This window comes from Pigmentiphaga sp. YJ18 (assembly GCF_038066655.1).
Lineage (GTDB): Bacteria > Pseudomonadota > Gammaproteobacteria > Burkholderiales > Burkholderiaceae_B > Pigmentiphaga.
In genome coordinates, this window is sequence record NZ_JBBUKU010000001.1 from 145803 (window position 1) to 159391 (window position 13589).

Genomic DNA, 13589 nt, shown 5'->3' on the forward strand with positions numbered 1-13589 from the left:
GCCATGGAAAAAAGACACGCCCCCGTCATCATCCTGGGGGCCGGCCCCGCCGGCTACACGGCGGCCGTCTACGCGGCACGCGCGAACCTTCGGCCGATGGTCATTACCGGCATGTCCCCCGGCGGCCAGTTGATGACCACCACGGACGTGGACAATTGGCCGGCCGACCACGCCGGCGTGCAAGGGCCGGAACTGATGCAGCGCTTCCTGACGCACGCCGAACGCTTCGGAACCACCATGGCCTACGACCATATCCATGGCGTCGAACTGGGAAGCCGCCCCTTCACCCTGCACGGCGACAACGGCGCCTACACCTGCGACGCGCTGATCCTTGCAACCGGCGCATCGGCGAAATACCTCGGCCTGCCCTCCGAGCAAACGTTTGCCGGCCGCGGGGTTTCGGCTTGCGCAACCTGCGATGGGTTCTTCTACAAGGGCGAGGATGTGTGCGTGGTGGGCGGCGGCAATGCCGCCGTGGAAGAGGCTCTTTACCTGTCCGGCATCGCCCGCACGGTAACGCTCATCCATCGCCGGGACAAATTCAGGGCCGAGCCCATCCTGGTCGACAAGCTACTTGAGAAAGCGGCGAGCGGAAAGATCCGCCTTCAGCTCTTCCAGACCGTCGACGAAATCCTGGGAGACGAGAGCGGCGTGACGGGCGTGCGCATCAAAAGCACCGTCGATGGCCAGACACAGGAACTGGCCTTGAAAGGCTGCTTCATCGCCATCGGCCACCATCCCAACACCGACATCGTTCGCGGCCAGCTCGAAACCCGCAACGGCTATGTCGTGACCGGCACATCCCGGTATGGGTTCGCCACCATGACAAGCATCGCCGGCGTATTCGCGGCCGGCGACGTCCAGGATGACATATACCGCCAAGCCATCACCAGCGCGGGAAGCGGCTGCATGGCCGCGCTCGACGCGCAGCGCTTCCTGGAATTGGAAGGGCCCGGTGGCGTGAGTGAACCGGTCACCATGGCGGCGTGAATCAGTGTGACGCGCCCGGCGCAGGCCGCGCGCGCTGGCGCGCATCCTGTGCGGTCTCGACCGCCTGCACCGCCCGCTCGAAGACCGCGGCGTCGCCCAAGTCCGCGCCTAGCCGCAGCGCCAGGGCCGCAAGGGTTTCCAGCTTGTTCGACGCACGGTCCAGCAGCTCGCCCAAGCTGTTGTACACCCGCTCGGCCGCGCTGAGCGCAGGCTGCGGCAATGTCGACTCCTGGTTCGGTATCTTGGCCAGGACGAGGCGATTCACCGCCTCTCGCACGCTGCGAAGGTCCGGCCGTTTCCAACGCGCCGCGATGTTGTGGTCCGGCCGGACCAGATACAGGGTGCCGGGATCGGCCGCCATCCGGTCACGCAATGTTCCGTCAGGGTCATGAACCCCTTCGCCGCCCGCAGGCGGCGCGTGCTCCGTGACGACGATGACGTCCAGGCCGAGTCGTTGCAGCGCTGCCTCGGTCAGACCAGTGCCGGCCGCATCCCGAAACCATATCGCGCACGGACGGGTCGAGATCGCCGCCAGCAGATGGCCTTGCGGCAGCGTGGGCAACTGCAGATCGGGAAGCACTTCGCCCGGAGCGGGTCCGCCCTTCCATTCGTCGCAATCCGGCGTGGACAGGGGAGACTGCCGCAGCGGTACGCAGGCGGCCTGCCGCGGATTGAGCAGGTCCTGCAGGGGCGTATCGCCAAGCGCCAGTACAAGGGCCGCGTCCCGAGCCTGCCGCATGCCCGCCGAAGGCGGCGTCATGAAGGCAGCGTTGCGGTTCGCCGCCGCCGCATTCTCTTCGAAGACCGCAAGCCGCTCCTGCGAATACACGTCCAGCAGCGCCTCCGGGGCCGTGGCCTGCACCACCTGCGCCAGTTTGACACCGAGATTCCACGCGTCCTCGACGCCCGAATTCAGGCCGCGGATGCCGAAGATGGGCATGAGATGGGCCGCGTCGCCGGCAAACAGCACGCGGCCGTGACGGAAGCTGCGCAGCGAACGGCTGTGAACGCGATAGTGACTCACATCCTCGAGACGCCATGCGGCGTTCTCTCCGATGTAGTCCAGGTGTTCCTGGATGCGTCGTCGCACACGTGCGGGCTCGACGGCACCCTTCGGATCTTCTCCCGCGCCCAGTTGATAGTCCAGGCGCCAGACTCCACCCGGCTGGCCATGCATCAACACGCTCAGCCCCGGATTGGAAGGGGGGTCGAACCAGCAGCGCCGCTCGGTCGGGGCATCGGTATCCATCTCGATATCGGCGATGACGTAATCCGCTTCGTAGGAGGTCCCCTCCAGCTTGAGCCCCATGGCCGCTCGCACGGCGCTGCGTGCCCCATCGCAAGCGGCGACATGGCTCGCCTGCAACGCGTAGCTACCCTGCGGCGTCTCGACCTCGAGCCGAACCGTGTCGCCTTCCTGGTGCAGACCCGTGAAGCGGCTCTGCCAGCGCAGATCGATCAGTGGCGACATCGCTGCCCTGGACACCAGGAAGTGCTCGGAGTAGCACTGTTGCAGGTTGAGCATCGGACGATGCCGTATCGCGGGGTCGTCGGGCATCTCGAACTGCAGGATGGTCCGCCCGGCGAAGAAGCTGCGCCCGCCGTTCCACTGCTTGCCGGACGCCACCACCGGCTCAGCCGCCCCCAAGGCGTCCCAGATTTCCAGCGTCCGCCGTGACAGGCCCAGGGCGCGGCTGCCGCCGCAGACGCGATCGTCGTTCTCGAGCACCACGGATCGCACGCCCGCACGCGCCAGCGTCAGCGCCAGCGTGAGTCCGACGGGCCCGGCACCGACGATCACGACGGGGTGTGGATGCGGTGCCCCCCGGCCGCCGAGTTCCGGCGGAGGGGTGAAAGGATGGGTTGCCAACAGGTCGGCGCCGAGCGGCGGGATCCGATGCAGGTCGCTATCCCCTGTGGCGGGGGCGGCACGGGTAGGCTGCGTCATGGGTAGACTTACTGCCATTAAGTATCAAAAATAGATACTATCATTTGTAAATTTAAAACAAAAAGACTTTTAGTATCAAATTTCAATACTTAACCCTTAGTCCGACTGAGCCCATGAGCCTCAAGTAAACTGCGGCCATGTCCCAGTTCCAGAAAGTCTTCGACGTGCTCGACCTCTTCACCGAGGAGCGAACCACATTGAGTGCCGAGGAGGTCAGCGATCTGCTGGCGGTTTCTCGACCCACCGCCTTTCGTTACCTGAGATGGCTTACCGAAACGGGCCTGGTATCGCGGTTGTCGGGCCGTTACGCGATCGGTGCCCGGATCATGGAACTGGACTACCGCAGCCGGCGATCAGACCCGCTGCTGCTTGCCGCACGTGATGTCATGGCCCGGCTGACCGAAGAAACCCAATGCTCGGCCATGCTGTCGGGCGTCTTCGGCGACAAGGTGGTGAACATCCATCAGGACGAACATCGCGCGCACGTCTCCGCCAGCTTCGGCAGAGGCCGCGCGCTGCCGCCGTTTCGCGGCGCCGCGTCCAAGGTCGTTCTCGCGCACCTGGGGTCGGCCAGATTGAAGCGGCTCTTCGACGACCACGGGAACGAGCCGGACGTGCAGGCGCTGGGGCAGGACTGGCCCGAATTCAGCAAATACTTCCGAACCATCCGCCAGCGCGGCTTCTATGTCTCGAAAGGCGAGGTCGACAGCGACGTAGCCGGCGTGGCGGCCCCCCTCTTCAACGCCGAGGGCGGGGTGGCGGGCGCCTTGACTCTTCTCCTGCAACTCCCGCACGGCGAATTCCTGGACACGGACCGGCTCGGCAACCTGGTGATGGAGCGTGCGCGCGAGATCTCCGGCCGCCTCGCCCAGTCGCCGAGGACAGCGGACGAGGCCGCCGCGGTAGAGACACCGGCGTAACGGCGGTTCGCCCGGCCCCGGCCGAGCCGCGACATCTTTCCAGATCAGGTGCCCTGCACGCAGACCGTCCCGTCCTGCGGGACCCGGCTCGTCCTGCGCTCTCGTCCAGAGACCCCGTAGCCCATGCGTCTGCTCACCGCATCGGCCCCGACCAAATCAATGAAATATCAAATTTAGATATTTTTTCTTGAAAAATCAAAATTATTGATGCAATAATCTCAGAATTAGAAACTCAAAAGATGCCTAGTTGAACCGACTCGGCTCCAGGCATAGACCTCAACATGATCGACGTCCATCAGCACATCCTCCCTGCCCGGTACGTCCAGGAAGTTGGAGAGGCCTACATCACCGCGCAAGGTTCATCGACGCGCTTGCCGCCCTGGAGCGTGGAAGGCGCCCTCCAGGGCATGGACGCGGCGGGCATCCGCACGGCCATCAACTCCATCTCGGCGCCCGGCTTCGCTCCGCTGGCCGCAGCACCGGCCGCCGCGCTGGCACGCTGGTGCAACGAGCTGGCCGCGCAGATCGGCGCCGACCACCCGGGGCGGTTCGGCTTCTTCGCCGCGCTGCCGTTGCCGGATATCGACGCCAGCCTGCGCGAGGTGGAGCATGGCTTCGACCGCCTGGGCGCGGATGGCGTGTGCGTGCTGACCCATCACGGCGGGCACTACCTCGGATCCGCCCTCTACGATCCCCTGTACGAGGAACTGGATCGACGCGGCGCGGTGGTGTTCGTCCATCCCACGGCGCCGGCCAGCATGCAGCTGGTCGCCGGCCTGTCGCCGTCGACGCTCGAATTTCCGTTCGACACCACCCGCGCGGTGGCCGACATCGTGCTTGCCGGCGTCTTGACCCGCTATCCCCGCATCCGCTGGATCTTCTCGCACGCGGGGGGCGCCATTCCCTACCTGGCGGGGCGGGTCGAGCTGCTCACCACCAACAAGCCCGCCTTGCGGGAGCGAATCCCGCAAGGGTTCTCGGCGGAGCTGCGCAAACTGTATTTCGATTGCGCCTTGTCCTTGTCGCCGACCACGCTCGATGCGCTCGTCGCCGAAGTCGGGATGGACCGTCTGCTGTTCGGCAGCGACTACCCATTCGGCCCCAAGGACCAGATGACCACCGCGGCGCGCGGCATTGCCGCACTGCCTTGGTCCGAGGACCGCAAACAGCAACTACGCTCAGGAAACGCAGCGCAGCTGTTTCCGCGCTGGCGCGCTTGACGCGTCCGGCCTGTCCGGCCCGCCGATCACCTCTAAAAAACCCCCGGAGACATGGATGACACCGATCTTCAAGATGGCCATGGGCGCGTGTTCCGCGCTGGCCGCATTAGCGGCCGTGGCACAGCCCGCGCCGAACGATGCCTACGCGACCCAGCCCGTGAAGCTGGTGGTGACCGGCCCTCCGGGATCGGTGCCCGACCTCCTGGGGCGCACCATCGCGCAGAGCCTGGAAGAAGTCCGCGGGGGCACGGCGGTGATCGTCGAATCCCGACCCGGTGCCAATGGCGTGGTCGGGGCAAGCCAGGTCGTGCGTGCGCCGGCCGACGGGACCACGCTCCTGCTGGCGTCCGACTCCCTGCTGACCATGCTGCCCTACGTCAACGACAAGCTGCCGTTCCGGCCGATGGCCGACCTCAAGCCGATCGCCCAGGCGGTCGATGCAGCCGTCGTTCTTGTCGTGCCGCCTCAACTGGGCGTGCGCACCCTCAAGGATTTCGTCGCGAAGGCCAAGGCGGCTCCGGATGGGTTGACTTATGCGTCGCAAGGACCTGCATCGGTGCACAACCGGTCGATGCTCCGGCTGCAGCAGATGGCGGGCATCCGCCTCCTGCATGTACCTTACGGCAACAAGTCGCCGCTGGTGGACCTGGCGGGTAACCAGGTGAACGCGATGTGGTCCGGCATCTCCGGGGCCTATCCGCTCATCCGGCAAGGCAAGCTGATTCCATTGGCTGTCAGCACCCGCACGCGCGCCAGCATTCTGCCCGACGTCCCGACCGCGGCCGAACTCGGCTATCCGGGGTTCGACCTGAAAAACTGGTTCGGCATCGTCGCGCCGGCCGCCATTCCGCCCGCGGTGGCGCGCCGCGTCGAGTCCGATCTGCTGAAGGCGATGGACAAGCCTGCCGTTCGCGAACGTATCTCCGAGCAAGGCATGGAGGTGCGCGTCGGGACCGCGGATGCGATGGCGAAATTGATCCGTGCGGAATCCGAGAGCAACAAGGCGCTCGTGGCCAGTGGGGTCATTCCCAAGGAGTAATCATGAGCGCACTTGAGCAGAAGGACACGACCGCGTCCGGCAAGATCGACGTGCACCATCATTTCAACGCACCGGGCGGGCGCGGCCAGCCTGACTGGACACCCGAGAAGGCGATCGGCGAGATGGACGCGGCGGGCGTGGCAATGGCGATGGGGTGGCCCGGGCCGGTCGCCGCCGAGACGGTGCAGGCGGCGCGCGATCGCGCCCGCATGCTCAACGAATTCGGTGCGAAGATCGTCCAGGGACGGCACAAACGTTTCGGCCTGTTCGCATCGCCGCCCCCGCTGACGGACGTGGACGGCGCACTGCGCGAGATCGAATACTCACTCGACGTATTGAAAGCGAACGGCATCGGCCTGATCACCCATTACTCGCGCTCGTGGTTGGGAGACGCCGCCTTCGAACCTGTCTGGAACGAGCTGGATCGCCGCGAGGCCGTGGTGTTCGTGCATCCGCAAGGATGGGCGGGCGCCTGCGATTGCGGCATCCTCGACTACCAGGCGCCGCACCTGAGCGATGCCTGGCTGGAATATCCCTTCGACACGGCCCGGACGATCCTGCACCTGATGGTGACCGGAACACTACGCAAGCACCCGCGCATCAAGTTCGTGTTCTGCCACGGTGGAGGCGCCTTCACTCCGTTGATCGCGCGCCTGGAAGGCTTCTCGGGCTGGGTCAAGGTGGGACCGGAGCGCATGGCCGAACTGTTTCCCGAAGGCATCACCGCCGAGTTCCGCCGCTTGTATTTCGAGTGCGCGCAGGCCTATTCGCCGGAACAGATGGCGCTGCTCATGAGCCGGGTTCCCGTCAGCCAGATCCTGTTCGGCAGCGACTACGATCGGTTCCCGTTGCGGCATGCGGCAGAGCAGGTGGACAGGCTCGAGTTGCCGCCGGAGGACCGCACGGCGATCGAAAGCGGGAACGCCAGGCGGCTGCTGCGGCTTGGGGCGTGATGTCTTGCTCCAGGCTTCAGCTTGTAGACCGCCCTACCGACGCCGGCACCCTCGTCATCATTCGGGCCGGATCCCCCGCGTCCGGATCAGGCTTCCCCAGCGGGAACGCTCTCCCTCCAGGAACCGCGCGAAATCCCCCGCCGAACCAGGATGCAGTTCGGCGCCCATCTCGGCGAACTTGGCGATCACCTGCGGCGTACTGAAGATCCGGTTGGCCTCGGCATTCAGGCGTTCGACGATGGCCACCGGAGTGCCAGACGGCACATACAAGCCAAAGAAGTTGTAGACATTCATCTCGGGCATCCCAAGCTCCAGGAACGTCGGCACGTCCGGCAACTGGGGCAGCCGCTGACTGCCTGTGTACGCGAGCGCGCGGATCTTACCCGCCCGGACCTGGGGGAGCGCCGTCACGCTGTTGTCGAACATCAGCGGAACCTGGCCGCCGATCAAGTGCTGCATGGCCGGCGCCGTGCCGCGATAGGGAACGTGCAGCAAGTCCACGCGCTGACTGGACTCGAGTGCTTCGAGCGCCATGTGGCTGATGCTGCCCGAACCGAAGCTGGCCACCGCGAGACTCGCCGGACGCTCTCGCGCTGCGGTAAGCAGATCCGCCAGCTTGGCGTTTCGCATTTGTTCGTCGGCGTTCGTCGCGACCAGCAACAGCCCGTTGCGCTCGATCATGGAGACCGGCGTCAGGTCTTTGCGTGGATCAAAGCGCAGCTTCGGGTACAGGGCATCCGCCAGCGCGACGATGCCGCCACCGACGAGCAGCGTGTTGCCGTCCGGTTTGGCAAGCGCCACATACTCGGTGCCGACCAGGCCGAACGCGCCAGACTTGTTCTCGACGATCACTGGCACCTTCAGCGACTGCCCCAACTCGTTGGCCAGCGTACGCCCGATCACATCGGTCAACCCGCCGGGCGCGAAGGGCACGATGACGCGGATGGTGCCTTGGGGCCAGGCCTGCTCGGCTCGGCTGGCGCCTGGGATCAACGCGCCGACGACCGTAAGGAATGCAAGAAAAAACTGAGAAAGACGTGGCATCGGATTTCTCCAAAAAAAGATCGGGGCGCGCACGGCCTACTTCGCTTACCAGACCTACCGCAGGTCCGGAGCGGGACCCGACGCGAAGCGCCGGCTCCAGTGCAGCGGCACCATTCCAGGCACGGGACTGTCGAAGCGCAGGACGCGCTCGCCCAGCAGAGAGCCGAGGTAGACAGTCTTGCGATCGGGTCCTGCGAAACACAGGCTGGACACATTTCCGAGCGCGCTCGCGCCACAGGTCCAGATGCTGTCGCGCTGCAAGCGCCGCTCCTGCAAATCGCGCACGTAGCGCCGCACGTGAGCGTCGTCCGTGTCGGCAAGTACGAGTTGGCATTCACCATCGGGACGCACGACATAGACCTTGTTGCTGACGATGCATGTGACCCAAACGCCGCCGAACGCATCGAAGCACACGCCATCGGGCTGGTCGCCAGGGGCAAAGCTGCATACCGTCTCGCGATCGGCAAGCTCCGGACCGGGCAGCAGGCGAAACCGCGTCAGGCGCCGTGCGTGGGTTTCGTTGATGTATACGAACTGCCCGTCCGGCGAGAACGCCAACTCGTTCGCGTAGCCCAGGCGGTCAGCCACGATCCGGGTGCCTCTGGCATCATGCACCGCGATATAGCCGTCCGCGACGTCCGGGTACCAGGCCTGCATGCGCGGAATCAGGCGGGTGCTGACCGTGAACCACACGGTGCCGGAGGCATCCTCCAGCACGAAATTGGTCGGCGGCAGCGGCCGGCCTTCCAACTGCGTAACGATGGGCACGGCCGGCCCGCGGACGCCCAGCTCGTAGACACCTCCATCCGTGTCGCCCAGGTGGGCGACCAGCACCCTGCCGTTGCCGCGCAGCGCAATCCCGTTGGCATGCAGCGCGCCGCCGGTCGACGTAACACCGCGAACCAGTTGGGCGCGGCCGTCCGGCCCGATCACCGTGAAGCCCCCGCGCCGGTCCGACATCAGGAACGTACCCTCCTGGTTCGACAGGATGCACTCGGGACTCTTGAGACCGTCAAAGGCCGGCCTCAGCTCAGTCACCTGGATCCGGAAGTCGCGCGACAACGGATAGGGAGGCGCGGGTTTCGTGCGCATCACACCGGCCCTCACGGTTCGAGCTTGAGCTGGCGTTCGGCGACGATCTTGCGACGCACCGCGAGTTCACGTTCGATCAGTGTTGCGAACGCGGACGAGGTGCCACCGACGGGCTGGATACCGGCCTTCTCGAAGCGCTGCCGCACGGCGGGGTCCTCCAGCGCGCGCGCCGCAGCGGCATGAAGCTTGTCGCGGATCACATGCGGCAGACGCGGCGGTGCCACCAGCCCCATCCACGCCGTGTTGTCCATCTCCGGCATGCCAACCTCGGTGAACGTCGGCACCTGCGGCAGGCTGGGGCTGCGCTGAGGGCTCATGACGGCAATGCCGCGCAAGGCGCCCGACTGGATGTGCGGCAGCATAGACGGCAGGTTGTCGAACATCATGTCGACTTGGCCGGCAAGCAGGTCCGCGATTGCAGGTCCGGCGCCCTTGTAGGGGACATGGACCAGTTCGGTGCGGGTAAGCGCCTTGAACAGCTCACCGTCCAGATGGCCCACGCCACCCATGCCTGCGGAGGCAAAGGTACAAGGCACCGGACAGCGCTTGACTTGCGCGACCAGCTCGTCAAAGGTGTTCACCGGCAGCCGTGTCGCATTGACCGCGAGCACCACGGGCACCGTGGCCAGCGTGATGATCGGCGTGAACCCGGTGACCGGGTCATAGGGATTCTTGGGATTGATGGCCGGGTTGGTCGCCATCGTGGAGACGGTGGCCAAGCCCAGCACGTTACCGTCCGGTGGCGCCTTGGAGACGAAGTTGGCGCCGACCGCACCGCCCGCGCCTGGGCGGTTCTCGACGATGACCGGCTGGCCCAGTTCCCTGGCAAGCGCGTCGGAAACGGCGCGGGCCACGATGTCGGTGGCGCCTCCGGCGGCGAACGGAACGATGATGCGAACGGGTCGGTCGCCGAGTGATTGGGCATGTGCAGCAAGAGACGCGAGCAAGCCGAGGGCGGCTGCGGCCGCGCGCAGGAATCTGGCGGGGTGCATGGGAACTCCTGAAGAACGTTGAAAGACGTGGAAAAACGTGAACGAGAGGTGCAGGCCCGTTCAGCCCTTGGGAACATCAGCGGCGACGTCCTCCGCAAGATCCGATGCAATATGCACGTAGCCACCACCTGGCTCCTTGCGCATGAGCGATCCGTTGGAGGCCTGCTCCGGCAGGTTCTGCACGGAATAGACGATGGCATCCTGCGTATCGCTAAGATTCTGCAGGTCGTGCTCCACCCAGGCTGGCACATAGAAGCTGTCGCCGTCCGACCAGGTGATACGCTCGCCGCCGATCAGGGAAGCGCCCTGCCCCTTGAGCACGAAATACAGGTGCCAGAACGAGTGGCTGTGCATGCGCCCCCGTTCGCCCGGTCCCAGGGCCTGGACGATCAGCGAGATGCTTCCATTCAGAGCGAAGGCCTCGGACTCGTCGCTGCGCGTGAGCGCCATGGCCCGTGTGAGCCGCTGGCTGCTCAGTGGCTGGGCCGTTAGCGCGGCCTCCACATCGAGCTTGCGCCAGATCGCGGGCTGGCCCACGGGCTGGGCAGTACGCTCCAAGTAGTGAGAAAAGGCGATGAAATGACCCTTCATGGCAGTGGCTCCTCGGTCGTGGCGAGCAGAATGCTCAGACAAATACCCTCCATCGCGCGCTCCAGTTCCTGCAGCGTGGGAAAGCTTGGCGCCAGGCGCAGATGGCTGTCGTGCGGGTCGTTCCCAAGAGGAAAGGCCTTGCCGGCCGGCACCAGCGCGATGCCTAGGTCGCGGGCCAGCGCCACGACGCGGCGCGCGCAGCCCTCGCGCACCTGCAGGCTCACGAAGTACCCGCCGCGCGGCGTGGTCCAGTTCGCGAGGCCGCGGCCAGCCAGCTCGCGCTGCAGAACGGCCTCGACCAGCGCAAACTTGGGCGCGAGGATGGCACGGTGCCGGGCCATGTGCGCACGCAGCCCGTCGCGGTCGCGTAGCAGCCGCACGTGGCGCAGTTGATTAAGCTTGTCCGGCCCGATCGAGCGAATGCCTGCGTGACGAACGTACCAGGCCATGTTGGCCGGCGAGGCGGCCATGAGGCCCAGGCCGCCGCCCGCGAAGGTGATCTTGGAGGTCGAGCCGAAGACCAGGGGCCGGTCCGGATGGCCAGCCTGCGCGGCCAGCGCAAGGATGCCGGGTACCGATTCTTCCTGGTCGGTGATGTGGTGCGCGGCGTAGGCGTTGTCCCAGAAGATCCGGAAGTCGGGCGCTGCCGTCGCCATGCGCACCAGGTGCTCCACGACCTCGGGCGCATAGGTCTCGCCAGTGGGGTTGCTATAGACCGGTACGCACCACATGCCCTTGACTTGCGGGTCGCGCACCAGAGTCTCGACCACAGCCATGTCAGGCCCGCGCCCCGTCATTGGCACCGGCACCATCTCGATGCCGAAGGCCTCGCAGATGGCGAAGTGCCGGTCATAGCCTGGCACAGGACAGAGGAACTTCGTTCGCTTCGCCTGCCACGGGGCATCGCCGCCGGGCACCCCATGCAGCAGCGCATACACGATCATGTCGTGCATCAGCGAAAGGCTGGAGTTGTTGGCCACCGCGACCTGCTCGGGGGGCGCGTCCAGCATCGCCGCGAACAGGGTGCGTGCCTCGAGCAGGCCCTGAGGACTGCCATAGTAGTTGCGGGCATCGCCTCCCTCCTGGGTGCGATAGCCACCGAGTCCGGGCCATTCGAGCATGGCGTCCGACAGCGCGACCTGCTCGGTGCACGGTTTCCCGCGCGTCATGTCGATGACGACGCGGCGTGCCTTGAAGGCGTCGAAGCGTGCCTGCCAACCCCGGCGTTCACTGGGGGCCGGGGTCAGGGCCGGCGCTGGGGGTGAAAAGGCGCTAGCGGCTTGCTGCATGATGGAACTCCCTGAAACGAAGGCCAGCCGGCCCCACGGCGATCAGATCCAACTCGACGCTCGCGCCCTTGGGAAGCTGGTATACGCCCACGGCGGTGCGGGCCGGCTTTCCGAGCGCCCCGAACACCTGGATCAGCAGGTCGGTGGCCGCGTCCGCCACTTCGCTGTGCTGGTCGAACTCCGGCGTGCACTGCACGAAGACCTGGAGCTTGAGTATGCGCTCCACGAGGTCCAGCGAACCCAGGGCCTGCCGCAAGACGCCCAGCGCCCGGAGAGCGCAAAGCTGCGCGGCATGGCGAGCCTGCGCCAGGGGAATGTCGCTGCCGACCCGACCGGTCACGGCCACCTGGTCACCCACGCGGGGCAGTTGCCCACTCACGTACAGCAAGCCTCCGTGTGAAGTCAGCAAGTCGTAGTTGGCCGCCGGCGCCAGAGTCTCGGGAATGTCCAAACCAAGCTGGCGCACGCGCGATTCTGCCGTCGATGCACTCATGGCGGCCCTTCCCCCTTGGAGATTCCAGACTCCAGACACCGCGCGAAAAGCTGCGGATCGACGTTGCCGCCCGAACAGACCACCAGCGCATTGCGGCCCTCAAGTGGCGTCTTGCGCGCCAGAACGGCCGCAAGCGCCGCCGCGCCGCCTGGCTCGAGAACAAGCTTGAGCGTGCTGAAGGCGAAGTACATCGCCGCCAGCGCGTCTGCATCCGACACGGTCACCCCCGAGGCATCCTGCGCCAGGAGAACAGGCAAGGTGAGCCGGCCGGGCGCGGGAGCGAGCAGCGCATCAAGAACCGAGCCGGTTCGACGTTGATTGGACAATGGCTGGCGCGCCTGAAGCGAACGCCCGGTATCGTCGAAGCCCTCCGGCTCGACCACCACGATCCGCGCACGCGGGCAGGAAGCGCGCACCGCCAGGCTCCAGCCAGCGGCCAAGCCCCCTCCGCTGCAGCAGACCAGCACCGTGTCGATCGGCACGTCCGGTATCTGCCCGAGGGCTTCCAGCGCACCCGTTCCCGCGCCGGCCATGACGAGCGCATCGTCGAATGGCGGCACCAGCGTCAGCCCTTGGGTTTCGACGAGTTGGCGGCCTATGGCTTCGCGGTCGTCGTGCTCGCGGTCATAGAGCAACACGGTCGCACCGCGCTGGCGGCAGCCCTCGATCTTGATGGCTGGCGCATCCGCCGGCATGATGACCACGGCCGGCACGCCCAAGAGACGCCCGGCTTCCGAGACTGCCAAGGCATGGTTTCCCGATGAGTAGGCCACCACACCGCGAGCCCGTTCTGCGGCGGACATCGCCAGCATGCGGTTGCAAGCCCCGCGGAACTTGAAGGAACCACTTCGCTGAAGATTCTCGGCCTTGAGGAAGATTCGCCCACCGGAATGCGCATCCAATTCTCCGGAGCGCAGTAATGGTGTCGTGACGACATGGTCACGAATCCTTTCAGCAGCGCGGAACACGGCATCCACGTCAGCCGCCGACTTCAGCGGCGTATCGACGAACATTGCCG

At 65.9% G+C, this 13589-nt stretch carries 13 protein-coding genes; 5 read left to right on the plus strand and 8 right to left on the minus strand.

Annotated elements, in window-relative coordinates; translation table 11 throughout:
• The first annotated feature begins 3 nt into the window (after nt 1-3).
• Nucleotides 4-990 carry a thioredoxin-disulfide reductase gene (gene trxB / locus WKR98_RS00730; RefSeq protein WP_341431746.1) on the plus strand — a complete coding sequence of 329 codons (987 nt, stop codon included), beginning with the start codon at nt 4-6 and terminating at the stop codon, nt 988-990.
• A 1-nt stretch (nt 991) separates the two neighbouring features.
• On the opposite strand, the gene WKR98_RS00735 is transcribed toward trxB, so the two are convergent.
• Nucleotides 992-2938, minus strand: a complete 1947-nt coding sequence (locus WKR98_RS00735) for an FAD-dependent monooxygenase (RefSeq protein ID WP_341431747.1) — start codon at nt 2936-2938, stop codon at nt 992-994.
• A gap of 137 nt (nt 2939-3075) precedes the next feature.
• Between WKR98_RS00735 and WKR98_RS00740 the strand changes: the two genes are divergently transcribed.
• From WKR98_RS00740 to WKR98_RS00755, 4 genes are all read left to right on the plus strand, one after another.
• Complete coding sequence (locus tag WKR98_RS00740; protein WP_124691388.1) at nt 3076-3858, plus strand: IclR family transcriptional regulator; 783 nt, start codon at nt 3076-3078, stop codon at nt 3856-3858.
• A 281-nt stretch (nt 3859-4139) separates the two neighbouring features.
• Entirely contained in the window at nt 4140-5078 is a 939-nt protein-coding gene (locus tag WKR98_RS00745) for an amidohydrolase family protein (RefSeq protein ID WP_124691389.1), read from the plus strand.
• Between the two features lie 55 nt (nt 5079-5133).
• Nucleotides 5134-6117, plus strand: a complete 984-nt coding sequence (locus WKR98_RS00750) for a Bug family tripartite tricarboxylate transporter substrate binding protein (RefSeq protein WP_341431748.1) — start codon at nt 5134-5136, stop codon at nt 6115-6117.
• 2 nt (nt 6118-6119) lie between these two features.
• A complete protein-coding gene (locus WKR98_RS00755) occupies nt 6120-7070 on the plus strand; it encodes an amidohydrolase family protein (protein ID WP_341431749.1) in 951 nt (316 codons plus the stop codon).
• A gap of 57 nt (nt 7071-7127) precedes the next feature.
• Here WKR98_RS00755 and WKR98_RS00760 read toward each other — a convergent pair whose 3' ends face one another.
• The 7 genes from WKR98_RS00760 to WKR98_RS00790 are packed head-to-tail and all read right to left on the minus strand — an operon-like array spanning nt 7128 to nt 13584.
• Complete coding sequence (locus WKR98_RS00760; protein ID WP_341431750.1) at nt 7128-8114, minus strand: Bug family tripartite tricarboxylate transporter substrate binding protein; 987 nt, start codon at nt 8112-8114, stop codon at nt 7128-7130.
• A gap of 54 nt (nt 8115-8168) precedes the next feature.
• Nucleotides 8169-9206, minus strand: a complete 1038-nt coding sequence (locus tag WKR98_RS00765) for an SMP-30/gluconolactonase/LRE family protein (protein WP_341431751.1) — start codon at nt 9204-9206, stop codon at nt 8169-8171.
• 11 nt (nt 9207-9217) lie between these two features.
• A complete protein-coding gene (locus WKR98_RS00770; protein WP_341431752.1) occupies nt 9218-10198 on the minus strand; it encodes a Bug family tripartite tricarboxylate transporter substrate binding protein in 981 nt (326 codons plus the stop codon).
• Between the two features lie 60 nt (nt 10199-10258).
• Nucleotides 10259-10789, minus strand: a complete 531-nt coding sequence (locus tag WKR98_RS00775) for a cupin domain-containing protein (RefSeq protein ID WP_124691395.1) — start codon at nt 10787-10789, stop codon at nt 10259-10261.
• Entirely contained in the window at nt 10786-12078 is a 1293-nt protein-coding gene (locus WKR98_RS00780) for an aminotransferase class I/II-fold pyridoxal phosphate-dependent enzyme (protein WP_341431753.1), read from the minus strand. Before WKR98_RS00780 ends, WKR98_RS00775 begins: the two co-directional genes overlap by 4 nt.
• On the minus strand, nt 12062-12544 hold the full coding sequence (locus WKR98_RS00785) for a RidA family protein (RefSeq protein WP_341431754.1): 483 nt from the start codon (nt 12542-12544) through the stop codon (nt 12062-12064). Before WKR98_RS00785 ends, WKR98_RS00780 begins: the two co-directional genes overlap by 17 nt.
• A gap of 23 nt (nt 12545-12567) precedes the next feature.
• Nucleotides 12568-13584, minus strand: a complete 1017-nt coding sequence (locus WKR98_RS00790) for a threonine ammonia-lyase (protein ID WP_124691398.1) — start codon at nt 13582-13584, stop codon at nt 12568-12570.
• Nucleotides 13585-13589: the final 5 nt, after the last annotated feature.